Below are 22,895 nucleotides of genomic sequence, written 5' to 3' on the forward strand. Positions count from 1 at the left end.
TGGCTTATTGGCTGCCTGTGCTGCCAAAACCACCGCTGCCGCGAGTGGAGTCTTCAAAGGCATCAACAATGGTAAGTTCTGCTTGCACGACAGGAACAACGACATATTGAGCGAGACGCTCAAAGGGCGATAACGTAAAGCTGCTTTGGCCACGGTTCCAAACCGATACCATCAGTTCGCCCTGGTAATCAGAGTCGATGAGCCCGACGAGGTTGCCCAGCACGATACCGTGCTTATGACCTAGCCCGGAGCGAGGCAAAATCATACCCGCCAAGCTAGGGTCTTCTATGTAAATGGCAAGGCCTGTTCGCACTAACTGGCAGTCACCAGGTGCAAGCACCAGTGGCTCATCTAGCAGTGCTCGCAAATCCATCCCCGCTGAGCCTGTTGTTGCATAAGAGGGGAGGTAGTCGTGCAGGCGTTCATCCAATACTTTGCACTGCAGGCGTGGGCGAGAACCGCTCATGATAATTCTCCGGAGGATTGAGAGGATAATTGAGAAGGTGGTTGAGATGGCCGTTGAGAAGGCAGTAGTGATAGTGCGTGACGAATAATTAGCGCGGCTAGCTGGGTTTTAGGCTGAGGTGGGGCTTCCCGTTGATTGGTTCCCGTCGCAGAGCGCCACAGCAGCAGAGCGGCATTGTTATCGCTGCCAAAACCGAGCCCCTGCTGGGAAACGTCGTTGGCTACGATCATATCTAGCCCTTTGCGGGTCAATTTATCTTCTGCATAGCGAGCGACATCCTGAGTCTCGGCGGCGAAGCCCACCACAAAAGGGCGTTGGTTAGTAGGCAGTGCGGAAACATCGGCAATAATGTCAGGATTCTTGACCAGCGTAAGCGTTAGCGTATCGCTGTCGTCGGTTTTTTTGATTTTGTGCTCGGCAGCGCTGGCAGCGCGGTAGTCAGCGACCGCAGCGCAGCCAATAAATAGGCCAGCATGGGGGGCGAGTATTAACGCTTCGTGATGCATTTGTGCAGCGGTTTCCACATCGATGCGTTCAACGCCGAGAGGAGTGGGGAGATTAACTGGGCCGCTTATCAGCGTCACCCGTGCTCCTTGGGCGGCAGCTTCAGCGGCCAGTGCATAACCCATTTTCCCTGAGCTGTGATTGGATAGATAGCGCACGGGATCTAGCGCCTCGCGGGTGGGACCTGCAGTAATCACTACGTGCGGCGCAGAGGCTGATGCTGGTGATTTGGCAGCAGAAGCAAAATGCTGTGCTAAGAAATCAACAATAACCTCTGGTTCGCTCATTCGCCCAGGACCGATGTCGCCACACGCTTGGTCACCAGCCGCTGGCCCGATCAACTGCCAGCCATCGCTGTCTAGCTGAGAGACGTTGCGTTGGGTTGCAGGGTGTCGCCACATGGCCTGATTCATGGCCGGTGCAATCAACTTGGGTGCTTCACAGGCTAGGCACAGAGTGGTTAGCAAGTCGTCAGCCATGCCATGCACTAATCGGGCGATCAAGTCAGCCGTTGCTGGGGCAATCAATACGGCATCTGCCCAGCGGGCCAGCTCAATATGCCCCATGCCAGCCTCTGCTTCAGGATCAAGCAACGAGGTGCGTACCGGCTCCCCTGAAAGCGCCTGAAGCGTTAACGGCGTAATAAACGCTTGAGCACCCTCGGTCATTACCACGCGAACCTCACAGCCGGCTTGCTTGAGTAACCGAACAATCAGCGCGCTTTTATAAGCCGCAATGCCGGCGCTAATGCCAAGCAGCAGGCGCTTGCCAGCAAGCGACGTTAACGGGGATGGCGATAATAAGGCCATGATGGGGAGTCCCATGTAGCGTTTGTTAAAGGTGAGTACCATACCATTTGACGGGTTATTTTGGCATGCTCAAGCAGCAGTTGGAAAAGCCAGTTTGGGTGGGCGCAGTAGCAAACGCGGACGGTGCTATCAGAGTTGGGCAAGGAGGCGGCGATGGGGATTAATCACTGGCCGGAAGGTGAGCGGCCACGCGAGAAGTTATTGAACATGGGGGTGCAGGCGCTTTCAGACGCTGAGCTACTGGCCATTTTTTTGCGAGTAGGCGTGCAGGGGCGCTCTGCGGTGGATCTGGCACGGGATCTGTTGGCCAGTTTTGGTGGTTTGAGGCAGCTTTTGGAGGCGGATCAGGATCAGTTTTGTGCGGCTCGAGGGCTTGGTAGTGCGAAATTTGCCCAGCTTCAGGCGACCCTGGAGCTTTCTAGGCGTCATTTGGCGAGCCAGCTTGCCCGTGGCAATGCGCTTACATCGCCGGCGCTTGTGCGTCATTACTTAAGCTCTCAGCTTCGTCATCTGGGGCATGAAGAGTTTGCCGTACTTTTTTTAGATACACAGCATCGAATTATTCGCTATGAATCCCTGTTTCGCGGTACCCTAGATAGCGCATCCGTTTACCCCCGCGAAGTAGCCAAGCGTGCACTTGAATTACACGCTGGTGCTGTCATCCTAGCTCACAACCACCCATCGGGTGTTGCTGAACCAAGCGATGCTGATCGACGTATTACTGAACGTCTAAAAGATGCCCTTGCACTCTTCGATGTGCGAGTGCTTGATCATTTCGTGGTGGGGGACGGTAACGTGGTTTCGTTTGCCGAGCGCGGTTGGCTATAGCAATTAATCAAAATGGTGCGACGACAAAATCTCGTCGTTTACCTAAGTAAATTGTCCAAAAAATGCCTTTTTTGGTATTTTGGGGCGTTTTTGCTTGCTGGTAGCCGGGTGCTCTGGTATAAAGTGCCACCTTTAAACTTGGGTTGAATAACGGATTTGGGTACAGCTAGGCGGTTAACTGCGTCGACTCCCTCCCTGCTCCGGTTTGCCCGACAGTTTTGAACAACTCGCCAAGCGGTTGGAGGCTCTCATGTCCAAAGTATGTCAGGTTACCGGCAAGCGTCCGGTAACTGGTAATAACGTTTCTCACTCCCAGCGTAAGACACGTCGTCGTTTCTTGCCGAACCTGCACACCCATCGTTTTTGGGTTGAATCTGAAAACCGCTTCGTCAAGCTGCGCGTTTCCTCTAAAGGAATGCGTATCATCGACAAGAAAGGTATCGAAACGGTTCTGGCTGATATCCGCAAACGCGGCGACGCCATCTAAGCTAGCATTTTGGGAGAGTTAAACCATGCGCGATAAGATCAAGCTGGTGTCTAGTGCCGGTACAGGCCACTTCTACACCACTGATAAGAACAAGCGGAATACACCGGATAAGTTCGAATTCAAGAAATACGACCCGGTCGTCCGTAAGCACGTTATCTACAAGGAAGCTAAGATCAAGTAATCGCGATTACAATGATCGGCTTTCACCGCAGGCGAGCGCCTGTTGAAAAACCCGGCCCTAAGCCGGGTTTTTGCATGCCCGGTATTTAGCCGCTTACTTTGTAGGTTGGCGGTATCTGTCCCTACGCTTCGGCACCGCTTAGGCGACAGAATGGTTGTCACGGTGCTGTCATCATAGACTTTCATCATGCCCGAATTGCCTGAAGTTGAAACGACGCGACGCGGCATTGCCCCCTATTTAGAAGGGCAAGAGATTACCGAGGTGCTAGTGCGCCAGACTCGGTTACGCGTGCCGGTGCCCGAAGATCTAGCCGAGCGGCTAGTAGGAGCTCGGGTTGGCGTATTAAAGCGCCGCGCTAAGTACCTACAAATTCCCGTGGCGACTCTCGAAGGTGAGGCCACGCTGTTGTGGCATCTAGGCATGTCGGGCAGCCTAAGGATTGCAAACGTCGGCGATTTGCCTAAAAAGCATGATCATGTTGACGTGGTGACGGCCAAGGGGCATGTGCTGCGCTACCATGACCCGCGCCGCTTTGGTTTTGTTGACTGGCAGCAGGGCGATGGCAGTTTGGATGCGCGCCTTGCGCACCTTGGTCCTGAGCCGTTGGATGACGCGTTTAACGGTCGCTGGCTCTATAACGCATCGCGTAATAAACGCGTTGCGGTAAAGCCTTTTTTAATGGATAACCGCGTGGTGGTCGGTGCGGGTAATATTTACGCTGCCGAAGCGCTATTTATGGCGGGCATTGATCCCCGACGTGCCGCTGGGAAAATTTCCCTGGCCCGTTACCAGCAGCTAGCCGAGGCGGTTAAAGAGGTGCTGGCGGCAGCGATTACCCAAGGTGGCACCACGCTGCGGGATTTTGTCAGTGGGCAGGGCGAGCCAGGTTACTTTGCCCAGCAACTGAATGTATATGGGCGCCATGGGCAGCCTTGCCTGCGCTGTGGCGTTGAGCTGCGTCGTATCACTCTAGGCCAGCGGGCCAGCGTGTTTTGCCCTGGTTGTCAGCGTTAGCGGCCGCTCTTTGATATTAACTGTTTTGCCTATGCTTTCAGAGTCTATGTGCTTTGTAAGATTGCTCTTTTGGAGATTGTTGTGACTCAACGCCTGCGCCTGAATAAAAATGCCGATCGCCGCCTGAAGGCGGGCCATCTATGGATCTACTCCAACGAGGTAGATATCAAAGAGACGCCACTAAAAAACTTTGCGGCTGGTGAGCCTGCGTTAGTTGAAGCTTCCAATGGCAAAACCCTTGGCGTCGCTTACATTAATCCGCACTCGCTGATTTGTGGTCGGGTGATGTCGCGTGACCCAGAAATGCGCCTAGATCGCTCGTTATTCGTACACCGCTTCAACCAAGCGTTGGCGCTGCGTGAGCGTCTGTTCGATAAACCTTTTTACCGTTTGATCCACGGTGAAGGTGACCTGTTGCCGGGCTTGGTGATTGACCGTTTCGGTGATGTGCTGGTGGTGCAGTTGAATACCGCAGGTATGCAAGCGTTGGCGGAAGATATTGTCGATGCGCTGGAAAAAGTTGTTAAGCCTAATGCCATCGTGTTCCGTAATGATACGGGCGGTCGTCGCCAGGAAGGCCTAGAAGCCCACGTTGAAGTGGTCAAAGGCACACTTCCTGACGAGGTTCTGCTGGAAGAGAATGGGGTTACCTTTGCAGTGCCTGTTCTGAATGGCCAAAAGACAGGATGGTTCTACGACCATCGCGTCAACCGCGCATGGCTGAACAGCCAAGTGGCGGGCAAGCGCGTGCTGGATGTGTTCAGTTACGTGGGCGGCTGGGGTGTTCAGGCGGCTGCGAGCGGTGCCTCGGAAGTGCTGTGTGTCGATGCTTCTGCCTCAGCGCTAGATCAGGTGGCACGCAATGCTGAGTTAAATGGTGTGCAGGAGCAGGTCGCAGTAGCCGAAGGCGATGCCTTTGAAGCGTTAGCGGCACTGAAAGCCGACGGCGAACAGTTTGATGTGGTCATTCTTGATCCGCCTGCGTTTATCAAAAAGCGCAAGGATATCCCTAATGGTGAGCGTGCTTACGCACGACTAAACCGTGAAGCGATGCGGCTATTGGGTCGCGATGGCTTGCTGTTGTCAGCCTCGTGTTCCATGCACCTCGCTCCTGAGCGTTTGGTGGATGTGGTTCGTGGTGCCGTTCGCCACCAAGACCGTCATGGCCAGGTGATTTTTCAAGGACATCAGGGCCCCGATCACCCCGTTCATCCGGCTATCCCGGAAACTTCGTATCTGAAGGCGCTGGGCGTGCGGGTATTCCGCGACTAGGCCAAAGACGCTGCTTGGCAAACATTTGCAAGGCAAGAAGTAGCATCAAGGAGTCACCGCAAGGAGTAGCGTTATGGAGTGGGCACTGCCAAACCCTTTTGTGATCGATCTTCAGGTGACGCCGGAGGCCATTGACGCTTACCGGCATGTCAATAACAGCGAGTATTTACGCTGGGTTGAGCAGATCAGTTGGGCCCACTCCGAAGCCTTGGGGCTATCCCTTGAGCGCTATCAGTCCCTAGACCGTGCCATGGTCGTCCATCGTCATGAGTTGGACTATCTGGCACCCGCCTTTGTCGACGATAAGTTGCAACTGGCGACGTGGATTGTTGCCTGCGATGGCCGTTTTAGTTTGACCCGCCGGTTCCAGCTTAAGCGCGTGGGGAGTGGCAAGACGTTGCTAAATGCTCGCACCAGGTTTGCCTGTGTGGCGCTTAGCAGCGGGCGGCCCACGCGGCTGCCTGATGAGTACCAGCGCATTTACGGTGGTGCGGTGGTGGCGGAGTAGCTAATGCTAAAATGCCGTCGATTTTTTCGCTGATTTTCGTTAAACGCTAGATTCTTCTCTCAAAAAACGCCCTAGCCGGCGTTTTTTTTGTTTTTCTTGCTTGAGGTGGTGGTTAGTGCCAGCTGTGCTGTAATTTGCTTAATAGCGCTTATTGATGGCCTGGCTCTAACGGCTAGGTGGTAAAGATAGGTAGTAAAGATGAGGCTCTGACTATCTAGCAGTTGAGACTTAGCCGTTGAGACTTAGCAGTTGAGATTTAGCAGTTGAGATTTAGCACTAACAATCAATAGAGAAGGAAAACGCTAATGAAAATCGCCGTCCCAAAAGAGATCAAAAACCACGAGTATCGGGTGGCACTCACTCCGACAGGTGCACGGGAGCTAGTAGGGCGTGGCCACTCGGTAAGCGTGCAGGCAGCTGCAGGAGAAGGAGCCGGATTTAGCGACAGCGACTATGAAGCCGCAGGCGCCCAGGTGGAAGCTAATGTAGATGCGTTGTGGCAAAGCGCCGAGCTGATTCTCAAGGTAAAAGAGCCTCAGGCCGAAGAAGTGGCGCGTCTAACCGCCAACCAAACGCTGTTTACCTATCTGCACTTGGCCGCTGAGGAAAAATTAACCCAAGGGCTGATGGCCAGCGGTGCTACCTGCATTGCCTATGAAACCATCACCGATGCAAAAGGTGGGCTACCGCTGCTCGCGCCGATGAGCACGGTTGCTGGGCGCATGGCCGTCCAGGCAGGTGCGCATAGCCTGGAAAAAGCCCAAGGTGGCTCCGGCGTGCTATTGCCTGGTGTGCCAGGCGTTGCGCCGGGTAAAGTTACCGTGATTGGCGGTGGTGTGGTTGGTGAAAACGCCGCCCGTATGGCGTTAGGGTTGGGGGCCGAGGTGACCATTCTGGACAAGTCGATTGCTCGCTTAGAGGTGCTGGACGACCGTTACCAGGGGCGCATCAAAACTGTCTACTCAACGGCGGACGCCCTTGATCAGGCAGCTAAAGAGTCCGATATGATCATTGGCGCCGTACTTATCCCCGGAGCCGCTGCTCCCAAGTTGATTACCCGTGCCATGCTGGCCGATATGAAGCCGGGCAGTGTATTGGTAGACGTAGCCATCGATCAGGGCGGCTGTTTTGAAACCAGCAAGCCTACGACGCATGCCGAGCCGACCTATATTGTGGATGGCATCGTTCATTACTGTGTGGCCAATATGCCTGGCGCGGTGGCGCGGACATCTACTTTGGGTCTTACCAATGCCACCTTGCCGTTTGTACTGGCGCTGGCTGATAAAGGCTGGCAACAGGCGCTTAAAGACGACCCACACTTCCTGCCCGGGCTCAACGTCCATAATGGTCAAGTGACTTATCAGGCTGTTGCCGATGCTTTTGGACTCAAGAGCATCGACCCAGCTAGTGCAGTGGCATGATAATCGGTACGTCAATTAGTAGTAGGTGATACTGCTGATACCCAGATGGTGCTGCTAGTGGTGGTGCTAATAGTGAGGGGGGACTTCGTCTTCTGGGCGGGTATCACCCTGCGAGTCACCCGCCTGGAGCGCCTGATACTGCTCGCGCAAGCGGTCACGCATCAGCGTGCTCAGTTGCTCCAGCTTTTCTAGCCGACGCTCTTGCTGAGCAACCGCTTGGTCAAGGGTGTCTAGCCAATGCTCTTGGTAAGCCAGTCGACTCTCTAAAGATTCAAGAAGTTGAGTTAGCTCTGCAGGCGATAATTCGTTTGTCATGATAACATCGTGACCTTGTGTAGTATGCTCGGTACTGTTAGGAATGGGCCTAGTTGGCCGAGTATTGTCCTTCGTCTGTTACCCATACAACAAGAGAGCTTTTATCATCTATGAATCCAAAAGTTGTTTTTCGCTGTTTCTTCATCAGTGTTTTACTTGCCGCCCCCACGCCACTTCTTTTGGCGGGGATTGTTCATTTAACGAATGCACCGCTTGCTGAGCAGTGGCTGGCTGAGCTTGCCATCAGCGGGGTAAGTGGTGTGTATATTGCCGCTGCTCTGGGATGTTTTATTGCGTTATTTATAGGTACTTTAGCCGCTGCTGCTCTGGCGCCGCCTATGGTAGTGAAAGCTGATGTTTCTCGAACTAAATCTGCGCCGCGTCAGCCTCAAGCGGTACCTGAAGTGGAAGATGATGAAGAGGAAGATATCATCGACCCCAATGATGGTCGCGAAGAGGGCGAAGTAAAGTGGTTTAACACCAATAAAGGTTACGGCTTTATTACCCGGGATAATGGCGAGGATGTGTTTGTTCACTTTCGTGCTATTCGTGGCCGTGGCCCGCGTATGCTTGCTGAAGGGCAGATTGTTCGCTATCACGTGATTAAGAATGACCGTGGCCTTCAGGCAGACGACGTTAGTATTATTGAGTAGCTTTGATTGAATCGCTTTGATTGAATCGCGCTAGCATCGTCAACTGCTGAAAAACAAGACCCCGCTAAGCGGGGTCTTGTGCGTTTAACGGCCTGAATCAGGCCATTCAATGGCTCTTTCCTGGCCCCCTGGCAATACTTGCCAGAAGCGGTCAGGGTCATCGCCGGGGTGCCAACCACCTAACGAGCAGCGAACCTCGGTCTGTAAAGCTTCGGCGGCGTGCTGAGCGCACTCTTGGTCGGTGTGCCACGGGGTGTGGTGGCTATCAAACCACAAGCTGGCAAAACCATCGGCTGCTTTGTCCACCAATAGTACGGGCACAGCTTCACCTTGATGGTGGCCGCGAGTCTTCCATTTACCCTTGCCGGCTGGGCTGAGGGGCGGTGCATCGAGAGCTTCGCTTAGCCACGCATTGAGCTTATCTATCGCTACGCTGGCAAGGTATACCTCGATATCCGGAAACCGCTCCATCATACGCTCACCTCGTCGTCCGTTAACAAGGCTTGAAGCGTTGCCTCATAAATGCGGCTTAGTTCATCCAAGTCACTGGCGCGCACGCGCTCATTCACTTTATGAATAGTGTCATTAAGCGGGCCAAGCTCGACCACTTGGGCGCCAAGTGTCGCGATGAAGCGACCATCCGAGGTACCGCCGCTGGTCGAAAGTGCAGGGCGCTCGCCGGTAACGGCTTCTACACCGCGAATGGCAGCATCGACTAATTCGCCTTCTGCGGTCAGGAATGGTTCGCCATTGAGCGTCCAATCGATGTGGTACTCAAGGCCATGCTGATCCAAAATCGACTCGGTGCGGCTTCTTAGCATCTCATGGGTAACTTCCGTGGAATAGCGGAAGTTAAACACGACTTCTACTTCACCTGGAATGACGTTAGTGGCCCCGGTGCCCGCGCGAAAATTAGATATCTGAAAGCTGGTGGCTGGAAAAAAGTCATTGCCTGCGTCCCAGTGCTCGTTAACCAACGCATCCAGTGCGGGCATCGCTTGGTGAATAGGGTTGCGCGCAAGGTGTGGGTAGGCCACATGACCCTGAATCCCTTTGAGATGTAGCACGCCGCCCAGTGACCCGCGGCGTCCGTTTTTAATCATATCGCCCAGTCGTGAGGTCGACGAGGGCTCACCGACAATGCAGTAGTCCAAGCGCTCGTTGCGTTCGCGTAAATGCTCAACCACTGCGCTGGTGCCATCGATGGCAGGGCCTTCCTCATCGGATGTGATTAAAAACGCAATGCGGCCATCGTGCTCTGGATGGGTGGTCACAAAGCGCTCAACGGCAGTGAGCATCGCCGCTAGGCTGCCCTTCATGTCTGCTGCGCCTCGCCCACAGAGCATGCCGTGCTCATCAATACACGGCTCAAACGGTGGGAATTCCCAGTTCGTGTGGGGGCCGCTGGGCACAACGTCGGTGTGGCCAGCAAAGGCCAATACGGGGCCATGATGGCCTCTTATTGCCCAGAAGTTTTTGACATCGCCAAACGGCAGTTGCTCGATATGAAAACCGAGCGCTGTTAAGCGCTCGATCATGAGTTCCTGGCAGCCTTCGTCATCCGGCGTTACTGACGCCCGGCTAAGTAGCTCAAACGCGAGCTGCAACGTGGGCGACAGCGTTTCAGGCTCAGTTATGGGCATGCAGTGCCTCGTTCAGCGCAATGGCACTTTTATTCGTCAGGCACTCAATACGGCCATTTTGTGAATTGCGACGCAGTAATAAGTCATCTTGGCCTGCTAACTCGCGTGCTGCCACGGTGTTAACTTCTTGTTTCTGATCGTCGAGCAGAGTAACTTTCGAGCCCGCGGTAATATACAAGCCCGCTTCTACGGTGCAGCGGTCACCTAGCGGAATACCGATGCCGGCATTAGCGCCAATCAGGCAGCCTTCGCCAACCTTGATAATGATATTACCGCCGCCAGAAAGCGTTCCCATGGTGGAGCAGCCGCCACCCAGGTCGGAACCTTTGCCGACCATGACGCCAGCAGAAATGCGCCCTTCAATCATGCCGGGGCCTTCAGTTCCTGCGTTGAAGTTGACGAAGCCTTCATGCATTACCGTGGTGCCTTCACCCAGGTAAGCGCCCAGGCGCACGCGAGCAGTGTCGCCAATGCGGATGCCGGTGGGTACCACGTAATCGGTCATTTTGGGGAATTTATCGACGCAGTCGACTGACAGCGCGCGACCCGCTAAACGCGCTTTTAGGCGGCGGGCGGGCAGCTCTTCGATATCAATCGCGCCTTCGTTGGTCCAGGCGATGTTGCGCAGCAGGCCAAACATTCCCGTCAGATCCAAGCCGTGAGGCTTCACTAAGCGGTGAGAGAGTAAGTGCAGCTTTAAGTAAACTTCAGGAACGGTCTGCGGTGCCTGATCGCTTTCTAAAAACATCGCGACCAGGGGGCGATGGCTGGCGGCGAATGATTCGGCGAGTGCTGCCTGCTCAGAGTGACCAGCAGCTTCCAATGCTTTGGCCAAGCGCGTGCAATCTTCGGGCAGGAAACTGATTGCCGTATTGCCAGCGGGGGCGTCTAACGCCTCTTTGGCTGCGGCTACCAAGCTGTCTGCAGGATTAAACAGTGGTGCTGGGTAGTAGATTTCTAACCAGTCGCCCTGTGTGTTTTGGGTGCCGATTCCAAGCGCGAAGCTCAGCATAACGCGTCTTCCTTTAAAGTTTTGAATAACAATCAGTTGTTAGGGTTCAGTGGTATGTTAGCCGCTGAGAGAGTCGTAATCGCCGTCGCGGTAGCCCACTAAAATAGTGTCGTCATCAACTTCTAGCAGTGGTCTTTTGAGCAGCGTGGGCTGTTCAAGCACTAGCCTGCGGGCAGAGGTAGCATCCAGGCTGTCTTTTTCTTCCTGGGGTAAATCACGCCATGTTTTGCTGCGCTTATTAAGCGCTTCTAATAGCGGTACGCGCTCAAGAATGTGCTCAAGTAAGCCGGCTGAAAGACCATCTTTACGCAGGTCATGGGTCTTGAAAGGGATACCTTTCTCTTCAAGTACGTTGCGTGCTTTGCGGCAGGTGTCGCATGTGTTGATGATATAGAGTGTCAGCATATAACCTCCTTAAACAAGTCTACGGTGTCTAGCCGCGCTCAAGCAGTTGACGAAGTCGCTCAGCTGCTTCGAGGGTGGGCGCAAGCTCCGCCACTAATGCTAAACGTAGTCGACCCGACCCGGGGTTATGGCCATTTTTCCCTGGGCGGCCCATGAGGCTGCCAGGTAACACGCTGACGTGTTGCTCACTAAATAGCCGCTGAGTAAAGGCGATGTCATCGCCGTCGGGCACTGCTGGCCACAGGTAAAAGCTAGCTTCCGGCGTAGGGAAGTCCATTACGGGTGCCAGCACGTTGGTGACAGCGCTAAATTTTTCGCGGTAAGCGTCCCGGTTGGCACGTACGTGGGTTTCATCCTGCCAGGCGGCGATAGAGGCGTGCTGAAGTGGCAACGACATTGCACAGCCATGATAGGTGCGGTAGCGCTTAAACGGCGCGAGAAGGTTCGCGTCACCCGCTATAAAGCCGGAGCGTAGCCCTGGTAGGTTAGAGCGCTTAGATAGCGAATGAAACACTACGCAGCGTTGATAGTCGTCGCGTCCAAGCTCTGCGCAGGCTTGTAGCAGGCCGGGAGGGGGCGTGCTTTCATCCAGATATAGCTCTGAGTAGCACTCATCGGAGGCGATGATAAAGTCGTGCTCATCAGCCAGTGCGATGAGCTCCTTGAATTCAGAAAGTGGCGTGACGGCCCCTGTGGGGTTGCCAGGTGAGCAAATGAATACCATTTGTACATCGCGCCAGGTTGCCGCGCTCACGGCCGAAAAATCAGGGCGAAAACCGTTGTCAGCCGTGCAATCCAAATAGAGCGGCTCGCCACCTGCCAGTAGTGTGGCCCCTTCATAAATTTGGTAGAAGGGATTAGGGACAGCCACCTTAGCGGGGCGCTGGCGATCCAAGGCGGCTTGCACAAAGGCAAAAATTGCTTCGCGGGTGCCGTTAACGGGGAGTACTTGCTGTTCGGCATCTAGCCCGGCAAGCGAAAAGCGTTGGATTGCCCAGTGGGCAATGGTTTCGCGTAGGGCGGGTAGGCCGTTGGTTGCCGGGTAGCGAGCCATCTCTAATTGATGGGCAACCAGCGCCTCTAACGCCCCTGCGTAAGGGGCGTGTTGAGGCTCCCCAATAGTGAGGGGAATATGTGCAAGCCCCACCGGTGGCACAAGCGCTGCCTTTAGGGCGGCTAGCTTTTCAAACGGATAGGGGTGCAGAAGGTTTAGATCAGGATTCATGGCATGTCCGTTGATAGCCTAAAGGCGGTGCTGGATGTCTGTAAAAACGGCCAACTAAACCGCCGATTATAGGCAACCCCTGGTGCCACCTCAAACTTAACCACCAAGGCGTCGCTCATTTAAGCGCTTACACGCCTAATACTTCGATAAGCCGTTCGCGAAGCTGCTGTTGCCGTTCTGGATCGGTGAGCGGCTCGCCCGCTTTCGTGGTGATAAAGAAAACGTCTTCAACCCGTTCCCCCAACGTGGCAATTTTCGCAGCCGATAAGGCAATATCCTGTTCCATAAAAATACGCCCGACACGAGCCAGCAGGCCGGGGCGGTCTGGGGCAGTTAGCTCTAGCAGCGTACGTTCGTTGGCTGGGTCCTGCTCAATGACCACCTCGGTGGGTACCTTGAAGTGCTTAAGCTGGCGCGGTGTGTGGCGCGTGACGATCTCTGGATAGTCATCCGGATCGTCCAGCTCTTCGACGAGATGCCGACGCATCTCCTCAATATGCTCAGGATCACGGATAGGTTGGCCGTAATGATCTAGCACAATAAACGTATTTAGCGTCCAGTCGTTGTGCGAGGTGGCGATGCGGGCATCATGGATAGATAGACCTAGCTGCTCCATGGCGGCGGCGGTCGCGGCAAATAGGTCGTCTACCGAGCGGGTATGGATAAAAACCTTGGTGCCGCCTTCGGCCATATCGGCGGTGGGTGCGCTAATTAAGACCAGCGGCAAAGCAGACGGCTGGTGGGCAAGAATGCCTTGGGTCTGCCAGACAATTTCGCTGGGTGCGTACTGAAGGAAATAGTCTTCGCCGAGGGATTCCCACAGTTGATCAATCTGAGCGCTGTCTACGCCGACTGTTTGCAGTAACGAACGGGCTTCGGTACGAGTTTCGCGCACCCAGTCATCTCGGTCAGGCGGGTTTTTTAGCCCTCGTCTCAGTGCTCGCTTGGTTTCAGCATGAAGCTGGCGCAACAGCGACGCACGCCAGCCGTTCCACAGGGTGGGGTTGGTTGCATTGATATCGGCAACGGTGAGCACGTAGAGATAGTCTAAGCGGGTCTCGTCGCGCACCGTTAGAGCGAAGTCGCGAATTACGTCGGGATCACTAATGTCGCGCTTCTGGGCGGTCATAGACATCAATAGGTGATGCTCCACCAGCCAGCGCAGTAAGTTGGTGTCGTGTTGAGAGACATGGTGACGATGACAGAATTGCTCAACATCACGCGCACCAATCTCAGAATGATCGCCGCCGCGGCCCTTGCCAACATCGTGAAACAGCCCGGCAATCCACAGCAGATCCATTTTAGGCAGTTGATGAATCAGTGTGGCTGCGACGGGGAAGTCGTCTTTGGCATCCGGTTTGCGAAAACCGTGTAAAAACTTCAGTAAGCGAAGGGTGTGGGCGTCTACCGTGTAAATGTGGAACAAGTCGTGCTGCATCAACCCGACCGCGCGACCAAATTCTGGCAGATACTTGCCCAAGATGCCGTAACGGTTCATGCGCCTTAATTGGCGAGGGACATTGCCGGGAGCCCGCAAAATGGACATGAATAGTCGCTGATGGCGAGGGTCTTCGCGGTAGTGGTCATCAATTTGATGGCGATGATCGCGGATCAGGCGAATGGTGTCGGCGCGTACCCCTTCTATTTCCGGGTGCTTTGCCATCAGCAGAAACAGTTCCAGCATGGCCGCCGGTCGCTCACGAAACAGATTGCGTGAGCGCGCTTGGATGTAGCCGCCTTTGGTTTCGAAGCGCTCGTTCAGCTTAACGGTTTCCAAGGCTTCTTTGCCGCGTAGGATAACCTCATCAAAGTGCTGTAACAGCATGTCGTTAAGCCCGGCCAAGGCGGTCACATGCCGATAGTAGCGCTTCATGAACTGTTCAACTGCTAAGCGCTCAGGGGTATCCCTAAAGCCAAACATTTCGGCAATGGTACGTTGGTGATCAAAAAGTAATCGATCTTCGGCGCGGTCTGTTAGCATGTGCAGGGCATAACGCACCTGCCATAAAAAGGCTTGGCCCTGGCTTAGAATGCGCAGTTCGGCATCATTCATAAAGCCATTCGCGACGATGTCAGCATAGTGCTCAGTGTCGAAATGGCGTTTAGCTACCCAGCCAATCATTTGAATATCACGTAGGCCGCCTGGGGAGCTTTTCAGGTTTGGCTCTAGGTGGTATTCCGAGTTGTTGTAGCGATAGTGGCGGGCAATTTGTTCTTGCCACTTTGCTTCAAAAAAGCGGTCAGCAGGCCAAATATGCTCGGCGCTAAGGCGTTCACGCATCTTTTGGCGAAGATGTTCGGGGCCAGCAATGAGTCGCGATTCCAACAGGTTGGTCATCACGGTGACATCAGCTTCAGCTTCCCGCTCACAGTCATTAAGCGAGCGCACGCTATGGCCGATCTCGAGACCGATATCCCATAAGAAGGTAATGAAAGCGCTTAGCGACTCGCGATAAGGGGTGTCATCATCATGCTCCAGTAGCAGTAGGAGGTCGATGTCTGAGTGCGGGTGTAGCTCGCCTCGGCCGTAACCACCCACTGCCACCAGGGCAACGCCATCGTCAGGCCAGTCGTGCTGGGCCCAGGCAATGGCTAGCAGCTGATCCAGATACCACGCTCGCCCGCGGACTAGGTCGCGTATATCAGCCCCAGAGCGAAACTGCTCATCCAGCTTGGCTTGTAGCTCCCGAAGCGCCGCCTTAAACGGCGCAATGGGGGAGCGTGATCCGGCGAGTTCGGTGCGAAACATAGCGAGATCGTACAGCGTGGTGTCCGGCTCGAACCGGTAGTGATGAAGAAGCATCAGCGATTTAGAAAACTGAAGTCTTCGTCGCTGCGTGCAGTCAGCACGTCAACACCGGTTTCTGTGACCAGCAGCGTGTGCTCCCACTGGGCAGATAAGCTTCGATCCTTAGTGACCGCTGTCCAACCATCGCGTAGCACCTTGGTTTTATAGCCGCCTACGTTAATCATTGGTTCGATAGTAAAACACATGCCAGCTTCCAGCGAGATGTCGGCATCGGGTGCATAGCCATCATAGTGAAGAAACTGCGGATCTTCGTGGAAATCGGCGCCGATGCCGTGACCGCAGAAGTCGCGCACCACGGAGTAGCCGTGTGCTTCAGCATGTTGCTGAATGACGCGGGCAAGTTCCGAAAGGTGTATGCCTGGCTTTACTAGCTCAATGCTTTTGTACAGGCACTCTTGGGTGATACGACATAAGCGCTCGCCCTGGATCGTATCGCCGATGACGAACATCACGCTGGAATCACCGTGGTAGCCGTCGGTTGTTTTGACGGTGATATCCAAATTCATGATATCGCCGTTCTTCAATTTTTTGGCATCATCAGGAATGCCATGACAGACCACGTGATTGATTGATGTACAGGTTGCTTTCGGAAAACCGTGGTAGTTCAGCGGGGCAGGTGTAGAGCCCAAATTGTTAACAATAAAATCGTGGCACAGGCGATCAATTTCACCCGTAGAGATCCCCGCCTTGATGTGGGGGGTGATCATTTCAATGACGCTGGCGGCTTGGCGCCCGGCTTCACGCATTTTCTCGATTTCAGAAGGCGTCTTGATAGGAACGTTCATGAATTCTCGATGTGGGTTCTAAAGTAAGTGGTGAACGGCAATGGTGAGCGGTAAATTAAGACCGTTACATGCGCTGTGACTTCATCTTGGTAATGATCTATGGTATAAAGCCGCGCGCTTTCCTGCAATCGCCATCCGATGCTTCTTTTTCAGTTGGTCATCTGCAGAAAGGCTATTTAAACGTAATGCAGAAATCTGTGTTACTAAACAGCAAGCCTTGAAAACACACATGCACCGGCACATGGTCCCGGGTGCCGCTGGCAGCGTTTGACGATGCCACTGGTCGGATCCATGGGGTGCGTGGAGGCCTAACCCGAGTTTCAGGAGTTTTATCATGTCTCACGTTAATATGCGTGACCTGCTGAAAGCAGGCGCTCACTTCGGTCACCAAACCAAGTACTGGAATCCGAAGATGGGCAAGTTCATCTTCGGCGCGCGCAACAAGATTCATATCATCAACCTCGAGCACACTTTGCCGGCGCTGAACGAAGCGATCGACGTGGTTGAGAAGATGGCGGCATCCAACAACAAAATTTTGTTTGTTGGCACCAAGCGCAGCGCTAGCAAGATCATCAAAGAAGAAGCAAACCGCGTTAACCAGCCGTTCGTCAACCATCGCTGGTTGGGTGGTATGCTGACTAACTTCAAGACCATTCGTCAGTCCATCAAGCGTCTGCGTGATCTTGAAACCATGCGCGAAGACGGCACGTTCGAGAAGCTGACCAAGAAAGAAGTCTTGATGGCAACTCGCGAGCAAGAGAAGCTTGAGCGTTCTATCGGCGGTATCAAGAACATGGGCGGCCTTCCTGACGCGCTGTTCGTTATCGATGTTGACCACGAACGCATCGCGATCAACGAAGCCAACAAACTGGGTATCCCGGTTATTGGTGTGGTAGATACCAACTCAAACCCAGATGGCGTTGATTACGTTATCCCGGGTAACGACGACTCCATCCGCGCTATTCAGATCTACGTGAAAGCAATTGCTGACGCGTGTGGTCGTGCAAAAGAAGGTCGTCCGGAAGAGTTTGTTGAAGTGACTGAAGAAGCCGCTTCTGCCGACACTGACGCTGCTGCCGAGTAACGGTTGCAGTGGTGCGGCGGCCAGATAAGCCGCATCATGTTTAAGAGGGGGCCTTATGCCCCCTTTTTCCCGCTTTGAGTTCGCTCAAGTGGGCCGATTATGCCGGACGCTTAATGCCGGCGAATGCTCTACAAAGTGATACGCAACGGTCATCTACCGAGCCTATACTCTGTAGCGCGTTTAACTTTCAGCTAGAACCATTTCCGAGGTGAAAACTCATGGCTGCTATCAGCGCCTCTCAGGTTAAGGAACTGCGCGAACGTACCGGTCTTGGCATGATGGAGTGTAAAAAAGCACTTACTGAAGCCGACGGTGATATCGAAGTTGCAATTGAGAACCTGCGTAAAAGCTCTGGCCTTAAAGCCGCGAAAAAAGCGGGTCGTACCGCTGCAGAAGGTGCCGTTGTTACTCGCGTAGCAGAAGACGGCAGCTACGGCGTAATGGTCGAGATCAACTCCGAAACTGATTTCGTTGCCCGTGACGACAACTTCATCGCTTTCACCAACAAGATCGCGGATGCGTTCTTTGCGGCGAAAAATGAAGACGTTGCAGCGGTAATGGCTGGCGACCTCGAGTCTACTCGTGAGCAGCTGGTGCAGAAAATCGGCGAGAATATCGGTGTGCGTCGTGCCGTTGTTGTGAACGCCGTTGAAGGTGGCCTTGTAGGTGAATACGTTCACGGCGGCCGTATCGGCGTCTTGACCGTTCTGAAAGGTGGTAACACGGAAGCTGCTAAAGACGTTGCTATGCACGTAGCAGCGATCAATCCGTCGGTTGCGCACCCAGAAGATATGCCGCAGGAAGAGCTGGATAAAGAAAAAGCGATTATTCTGGCCCAGCCGGACATGGCCGGTAAGCCTGAGCAGATCGCTGAGAAAATGGTTCAAGGCCGTCTGAAAAAGTACCTGGCCGAGAACAGCCTGACCGAGCAGCCGTTCGTTAAAGACCCGAACCAATCCGTTGCCGAGTTCGTGAAAGCGGCGGGTGGCGAAGTGGTTAGCTTCACTCGCTTTGAAGTGGGCGAAGGCATCGAGAAAGAAGAAGTCGACTTTGCTAAAGAAGTTATGGAACAGGCTGGCCGTCGCTAAGGTCAGAGGTTTCAGAAAGAAGATGGCGTGCGCGCGAGCGCACGCTTTTGTGTATCCGGCCCCTGTGAAAAACTGGGGTCGTCTCGCCCGCCTGTGTTCAGGTCTGCCTCAGGAGAGATGCCATGTCACGTGAAGTTCAAGAGTCCGCCCCCGCAGTTGCTGCCAGCAAGGCTGAAAAGTCGAAATCAAAATACAAACGTATTTTGCTGAAGTTGTCTGGCGAAGCGCTAATGGGTGAGCACGATTTTGGTATTGATCCGAAAGTGCTGGATCGTATGGCGCTAGAGATTGGCCAATTGGTTGGTATTGGCGTTCAGGTGGGTATCGTGATTGGTGGTGGAAACCTATTTCGTGGCGCGGCGCTTAATGAAGCCGGCATGGATCGGGTGACGGGTGACCACATGGGAATGCTGGCAACAGTGATGAATGCGCTAGCAATGCGGGATGCACTTGAGCGCTCCAATATTCGCTCGCGGGTAATGTCAGCGATTCCCATGAGTGGTGTGGTGGAGCATTACGACCGCCGCACCGCCATCCGCTACTTAACGTCCGGAGACGTGGTGCTGTTTTCAGCTGGTACGGGTAACCCTTTCTTTACGACCGACTCTGCAGCCTGCTTGCGTGGTATTGAAGTAGATGTTGACGTGGTGATCAAAGCCACCAAAGTGGACGGCGTGTACAATAAAGATCCGGTTAAGCATCCCGATGCCGTGAAGTACGACCAGCTCTCCTACGACGATGCCCTAGACCAAAAATTGGGCGTTATGGATTTGACCGCAATCTGCCTGGTACGTGACCATAATATGCCGGTGCGGGTATTTGATATGAATAAGCCTGGTGCCCTGCTGAATTTGGTAGTAGGGGGCAAGGAAGGCACGCTGATAGACAGAGGGTAATATCGTGATCAATGACATCAAGAAAGATGCAGAATCTCGCATGAAGAAAAGCGTTGAAGCGCTGCACAGTAACTTCAACAAGATCCGTACGGGGCGTGCTCATCCCAGTATTCTCGACGCTGTTACCGTTGATTATTACGGTGGCCAGGTGCCGCTAAATCAAGTGGCTTCTGTTAACGTGGAAGATGCTCGTACACTGACAGTGACGCCTTGGGAGCAGGGCATGGTGCCTAAGATTGAAAAGGCAATTATGACCTCTGATCTGGGGCTCAATCCTGCCAGCGCCGGTAATGTCATTCGTGTGCCGATGCCGATGCTGACCGAAGAAACGCGCAAAGGTTACATCAAGCAGGCGCGTAGCGAAGCTGAACATGCGCGCGTGGCGGTGCGTAACGTACGTCGTGATGCCAACGGTGATTTTAAGTCTTTGCTGAAGGATAAAGAAATTACTGAAGACGATCAGCGCCAGGGCGAAGACGAAATCCAGAAGTTGACGGATAAGTATATTGCTGAGGTTGATAAAGCGCTTGCCGCAAAAGAACAAGATCTCATGCAGGTATAGTTATTAGTGTAAAAATAGCTACCTGCTTTCAATCAACCACGGGGAGCTTGGCTGCCCGTGGGCCATCGCTTGGCTTTACTATGACTGATCTTTGGTGCGAGAACCCATGACGTCTCCGCAGCTTCCCCAAGCGCAGCAGGATGGCACACCGCCTTCTCGATCCGAGGAGGCACCGCCATCCCATGTTGCTATTATTATGGATGGTAATAACCGCTGGGCGCGTGCACGTGGGCTTTCCGGAGTACGCGGTCACCGAGCCGGTGTTGAAGCCGTGCGGGCGGTTATTGAACGCGCTGCGCAGCGAGGCGTTCAGACACTGAGTCTTTTTGCTTTTTCTAGTGAAAATTGGAAGCGTCCAGCAGCTGAGGTGAATGCCTTGATGGAGCTTTTTTTGATGGCGCTTAAGCGTGAAGTCAAAAAGCTCAATGAGCGTAATATTCGCCTGTCAATTATTGGCGAACAGCGTGGTTTCTCCTATGCGATCCAAAAGCATATTCAGCGTGCCGAGTCGTTAACCGCAGAGAATACTGGCATGCATCTGGTGATTGCGGCCAACTACGGTGGCCAATGGGACCTTGCGCGAGCGGCTAGGCAGTTGGCGGAGCAAGTAGCCGCAGGTGAGTTAGTGGCTTCCGATATTGATGAGGCGCGTCTTGATGCGGCAATGAATACGCACAATGTACCGCCGGTAGATTTATGCATCCGCACCAGCGGGGAGCAGCGGCTATCTAACTTTATGTTATGGCAGTTGGCTTATGCAGAACTGCATTTTTCGCCACTGCTCTGGCCAGATTTCAACGGGGCGGCGCTTGATGAAGCGCTGGACGACTTTTGCCTACGTCGCCGTCGTTTTGGTATGACCGACGCACAAATAGAGGCGCAAGGTGCTTAAACAGCGGATGATTACAGCAGCTTGGTTAGCGCCCCTGACGCTGATCGGCTTGTTCGGACTACAAGGTGGAGCCTTTGCACTGTTTACAGCACTAATTGTGCTGCTAGGTGCTTGGGAGTGGACCAACTTAGCCGGTGTAGCCCGCCAGGGAGCGCGATTTTTCCTGGTGGCTGTTATGGGAGTATTAATGCTGGCGATGTGGCTGGCAGAGGCAGCGCTAGCCGCTTGGCCGCTTTGGCTGGCAGCTGTGGGGTGGGTGATTAATCTTTATTGGGTGACTCACTACCCTGATACTGCCAACCAATGGCAAGCCACTTCTCGTCGGTTGCTCATGGGTGTGTGGGTGCTGCTGCCGTGCTGGGTAGGATTCAATGTGCTCCGCGATAGTGGTGCTGTATGGCTGCTGTTTGTGCTATTGCTGGTCTGGACCGCTGATATTGGCGCCTACTTTGCTGGCAGGCGTTGGGGGAAAAATAAGCTTGCTCCAAAAGTGAGCCCAGGTAAGTCCTGGGAAGGTGTTTATGGCGGCCTTGCGGCCACACTATTGCTAGCGATTGTGTTCGCTGTGTGGCAGCCCATTAATCTTATGGGCGGTGTTGCACTGGTAGTGATTACCGGATTGGTTACGCTAGTTTCAGTGCTTGGTGATCTTCTCGAAAGTATGCTTAAGCGCTATCGGGATATCAAAGATTCAAGCCAGCTCTTGCCAGGCCACGGTGGCGTATTGGATCGTATTGATAGCTTGACGGCAGCAGTGCCTATTTTTGCGCTGTTCTATCTGCAGGTGATCCATCTCCAGGTGAGCGTCCTATGAGCCCACCAGCTGTTCAACGTATTACAGTGCTTGGTTCAACAGGCTCAATTGGTAAAAGTACTCTTGATGTCATTGCTCAATATCCAGATCGTTATAGCGTTTATGCCTTAACGGCTCATACCTCAAAAGAAGCGCTCTTAGCGCAATGTCGTGTTCATCGTCCAGTTGTTGCTGTGTTAGATGATCCTGAGGATGCGGCCTGGTTGCAGCAAGCAATTTTAACATCAGGCCTCACTACCAATGTTCTTTCAGGGGCTATGGCGCTTTGCCAGGTGGCACGAGACAGGCAGGTGGATACCGTTATGGCCGCTATTGTTGGCGCAGCGGGCCTGCTACCTGCGCTAGCAGCTGCCGAGTCAGGTAAGCGCGTACTGTTGGCCAATAAAGAAGCTTTAGTGATGAGTGGCGCGCTGTTTATGGACGCTGTTGCTCGCTCAGGTGCAACTTTATTGCCGATTGATTCCGAACATAATGCTATTTACCAATGTCTACCTACCGAGCATAGAGGTGGATTGCGTCAGCACGGTGTTCGCCAGCTGCTGCTCACCGCCTCTGGCGGCCCTTTTCGTGGCTGGCAGGCAGAAGATATCGCTAATGTGACCCCCGAGCAGGCTTGTCATCATCCTAACTGGTCAATGGGGCGCAAAATCTCCGTCGACAGCGCGACGTTGATGAATAAAGGCTTAGAGCTTATCGAAGCGTGCTGGCTATTTGATGCAACGCCTGATCAGATACAGGTTGTAGTTCATCCGCAAAGCGTTATTCACTCTATGGTTGCCTATGATGATGGTTCGGTGATTGCGCAGCTGGGTAATCCTGATATGCGTACGCCTATCGCTTATGGATTGGCATGGCCGGAACGGATTGATGCGGGTGTTGAGACGTTGGATCTTTTTCAGGTGGCGCGTCTGGATTTCGAAGCCCCTGATGAAGCGCTTTTCCCCTGCTTGTCGCTCGCCCGCGATGCTATGCACAAGGGCGGCGCTGCACCGGCGATTTTGAATGCGGCGAATGAGGTCGCCGTGGAAGCTTTTCTGGAAGGACAGCTTGGCTTCAGCGCGATTGCTGATGTAGTGGCAAAAGTGATGGCTCTACCGTTTGAAGGACGTGCGGACACGCTTGAGCAGATATTATCTGCAGATCAGTGGGCACGGGAGCAGGCGGCGCTAATAGTATGCTAGTAATTCGCTTGGCATCAGCCATCGTTGATCAGCGAGTTATG

Annotated in this window: 25 protein-coding genes; 15 read left to right on the plus strand and 10 right to left on the minus strand. The window is 53.8% G+C overall.

Features of this window, described 5'->3' with window-relative positions; genetic code table 11:
- Positions 1-4: 4 nt before the first annotated feature.
- Positions 5-466, minus strand: a complete 462-nt coding sequence (gene dut / locus J4377_RS02665) for a dUTP diphosphatase (protein WP_038481077.1) — start codon at positions 464-466, stop codon at positions 5-7.
- Positions 463-1,779 carry a bifunctional phosphopantothenoylcysteine decarboxylase/phosphopantothenate--cysteine ligase CoaBC gene (coaBC, locus tag J4377_RS02670; RefSeq protein WP_253486540.1) on the minus strand — a complete coding sequence of 439 codons (1,317 nt, stop codon included), beginning with the start codon at positions 1,777-1,779 and terminating at the stop codon, positions 463-465. Before coaBC ends, dut begins: the two co-directional genes overlap by 4 nt.
- 153 nt (positions 1,780-1,932) lie before the next feature.
- Between coaBC and radC the strand changes: the two genes are divergently transcribed.
- The 7 genes from radC (at position 1,933) to ald (ending at position 7,490) form a co-directional block, all read left to right on the plus strand.
- Entirely contained in the window at positions 1,933-2,607 is a 675-nt protein-coding gene (gene radC, locus J4377_RS02675; RefSeq protein ID WP_038481081.1) for a DNA repair protein RadC, read from the plus strand.
- A gap of 250 nt (positions 2,608-2,857) precedes the next feature.
- Positions 2,858-3,094, plus strand: coding sequence for a 50S ribosomal protein L28 (rpmB, locus tag J4377_RS02680; RefSeq protein ID WP_038481085.1), 237 nt, complete (start codon positions 2,858-2,860; stop codon positions 3,092-3,094).
- Between the two features lie 25 nt (positions 3,095-3,119).
- Entirely contained in the window at positions 3,120-3,275 is a 156-nt protein-coding gene (gene rpmG, locus J4377_RS02685; protein WP_009098622.1) for a 50S ribosomal protein L33, read from the plus strand.
- Between the two features lie 186 nt (positions 3,276-3,461).
- On the plus strand, positions 3,462-4,289 hold the full coding sequence (gene mutM / locus J4377_RS02690; protein WP_253486543.1) for a bifunctional DNA-formamidopyrimidine glycosylase/DNA-(apurinic or apyrimidinic site) lyase: 828 nt from the start codon (positions 3,462-3,464) through the stop codon (positions 4,287-4,289).
- A gap of 81 nt (positions 4,290-4,370) precedes the next feature.
- A complete protein-coding gene (locus J4377_RS02695; protein WP_038481093.1) occupies positions 4,371-5,561 on the plus strand; it encodes a class I SAM-dependent rRNA methyltransferase in 1,191 nt (396 codons plus the stop codon).
- Positions 5,562-5,634: 73 nt separating this feature from the next.
- Positions 5,635-6,069 (plus strand): thioesterase family protein, encoded by a 435-nt coding sequence (locus tag J4377_RS02700; protein WP_231658271.1) that lies wholly within the window; start codon positions 5,635-5,637, stop codon positions 6,067-6,069.
- A 305-nt stretch (positions 6,070-6,374) separates the two neighbouring features.
- Positions 6,375-7,490: an alanine dehydrogenase gene (gene ald, locus J4377_RS02705; protein ID WP_038481099.1), complete on the plus strand. Its 1,116-nt coding sequence runs from the start codon at positions 6,375-6,377 to the stop codon at positions 7,488-7,490.
- Positions 7,491-7,556: 66 nt separating this feature from the next.
- Here the strand turns inward: ald and J4377_RS02710 are convergent, their stop codons facing one another.
- Positions 7,557-7,805 carry a SlyX family protein gene (locus J4377_RS02710; protein ID WP_038481102.1) on the minus strand — a complete coding sequence of 83 codons (249 nt, stop codon included), beginning with the start codon at positions 7,803-7,805 and terminating at the stop codon, positions 7,557-7,559.
- A gap of 110 nt (positions 7,806-7,915) precedes the next feature.
- Between J4377_RS02710 and J4377_RS18820 the strand changes: the two genes are divergently transcribed.
- Entirely contained in the window at positions 7,916-8,458 is a 543-nt protein-coding gene (locus J4377_RS18820; protein WP_038481105.1) for a cold-shock protein, read from the plus strand.
- An 84-nt stretch (positions 8,459-8,542) separates the two neighbouring features.
- Here the strand turns inward: J4377_RS18820 and J4377_RS02720 are convergent, their stop codons facing one another.
- The 7 genes from J4377_RS02720 to map all read right to left on the minus strand — a co-directional run bounded on the left by J4377_RS02720 (position 8,543) and on the right by map (position 16,337).
- Positions 8,543-8,932 (minus strand): hypothetical protein, encoded by a 390-nt coding sequence (locus tag J4377_RS02720; protein WP_038481108.1) that lies wholly within the window; start codon positions 8,930-8,932, stop codon positions 8,543-8,545.
- Complete coding sequence (gene dapE / locus J4377_RS02725) at positions 8,929-10,101, minus strand: succinyl-diaminopimelate desuccinylase (protein ID WP_253486545.1); 1,173 nt, start codon at positions 10,099-10,101, stop codon at positions 8,929-8,931. Before dapE ends, J4377_RS02720 begins: the two co-directional genes overlap by 4 nt.
- A complete protein-coding gene (dapD, locus tag J4377_RS02730) occupies positions 10,088-11,113 on the minus strand; it encodes a 2,3,4,5-tetrahydropyridine-2,6-dicarboxylate N-succinyltransferase (RefSeq protein ID WP_038481114.1) in 1,026 nt (341 codons plus the stop codon). Before dapD ends, dapE begins: the two co-directional genes overlap by 14 nt.
- 57 nt (positions 11,114-11,170) lie before the next feature.
- Entirely contained in the window at positions 11,171-11,518 is a 348-nt protein-coding gene (locus tag J4377_RS02735; protein ID WP_038481117.1) for a Spx/MgsR family RNA polymerase-binding regulatory protein, read from the minus strand.
- Between the two features lie 28 nt (positions 11,519-11,546).
- On the minus strand, positions 11,547-12,743 hold the full coding sequence (gene dapC / locus J4377_RS02740) for a succinyldiaminopimelate transaminase (RefSeq protein ID WP_253486547.1): 1,197 nt from the start codon (positions 12,741-12,743) through the stop codon (positions 11,547-11,549).
- A 127-nt stretch (positions 12,744-12,870) separates the two neighbouring features.
- Positions 12,871-15,546, minus strand: a complete 2,676-nt coding sequence (locus J4377_RS02745) for a [protein-PII] uridylyltransferase (protein WP_038481123.1) — start codon at positions 15,544-15,546, stop codon at positions 12,871-12,873.
- Complete coding sequence (gene map, locus J4377_RS02750; RefSeq protein ID WP_038481127.1) at positions 15,546-16,337, minus strand: type I methionyl aminopeptidase; 792 nt, start codon at positions 16,335-16,337, stop codon at positions 15,546-15,548. Before map ends, J4377_RS02745 begins: the two co-directional genes overlap by 1 nt.
- Before the next feature lie 334 nt (positions 16,338-16,671).
- Between map and rpsB the strand changes: the two genes are divergently transcribed.
- The 7 genes from rpsB (at position 16,672) to ispC (ending at position 22,854) form a co-directional block, all read left to right on the plus strand.
- Complete coding sequence (gene rpsB / locus J4377_RS02755) at positions 16,672-17,421, plus strand: 30S ribosomal protein S2 (protein WP_038481130.1); 750 nt, start codon at positions 16,672-16,674, stop codon at positions 17,419-17,421.
- Between the two features lie 218 nt (positions 17,422-17,639).
- Positions 17,640-18,509, plus strand: a complete 870-nt coding sequence (gene tsf, locus J4377_RS02760) for a translation elongation factor Ts (protein WP_038481144.1) — start codon at positions 17,640-17,642, stop codon at positions 18,507-18,509.
- Between the two features lie 122 nt (positions 18,510-18,631).
- Positions 18,632-19,405: a UMP kinase gene (gene pyrH / locus J4377_RS02765; protein ID WP_038481158.1), complete on the plus strand. Its 774-nt coding sequence runs from the start codon at positions 18,632-18,634 to the stop codon at positions 19,403-19,405.
- 4 nt (positions 19,406-19,409) lie between these two features.
- Entirely contained in the window at positions 19,410-19,967 is a 558-nt protein-coding gene (gene frr / locus J4377_RS02770; RefSeq protein ID WP_038481172.1) for a ribosome recycling factor, read from the plus strand.
- Between the two features lie 106 nt (positions 19,968-20,073).
- Positions 20,074-20,859 carry a polyprenyl diphosphate synthase gene (gene uppS, locus J4377_RS02775; protein WP_038481184.1) on the plus strand — a complete coding sequence of 262 codons (786 nt, stop codon included), beginning with the start codon at positions 20,074-20,076 and terminating at the stop codon, positions 20,857-20,859.
- Positions 20,852-21,673 carry a phosphatidate cytidylyltransferase gene (locus J4377_RS02780; RefSeq protein WP_038481186.1) on the plus strand — a complete coding sequence of 274 codons (822 nt, stop codon included), beginning with the start codon at positions 20,852-20,854 and terminating at the stop codon, positions 21,671-21,673. Before uppS ends, J4377_RS02780 begins: the two co-directional genes overlap by 8 nt.
- Positions 21,670-22,854: a 1-deoxy-D-xylulose-5-phosphate reductoisomerase gene (ispC, locus tag J4377_RS02785; RefSeq protein ID WP_231658268.1), complete on the plus strand. Its 1,185-nt coding sequence runs from the start codon at positions 21,670-21,672 to the stop codon at positions 22,852-22,854. The genes J4377_RS02780 and ispC overlap by 4 nt, the downstream gene beginning before the upstream one ends.
- Positions 22,855-22,895: the final 41 nt, after the last annotated feature.

This window comes from Halomonas sp. XH26 (assembly GCF_024138895.1).
Lineage (GTDB): Bacteria > Pseudomonadota > Gammaproteobacteria > Pseudomonadales > Halomonadaceae > Vreelandella > Vreelandella alkaliphila.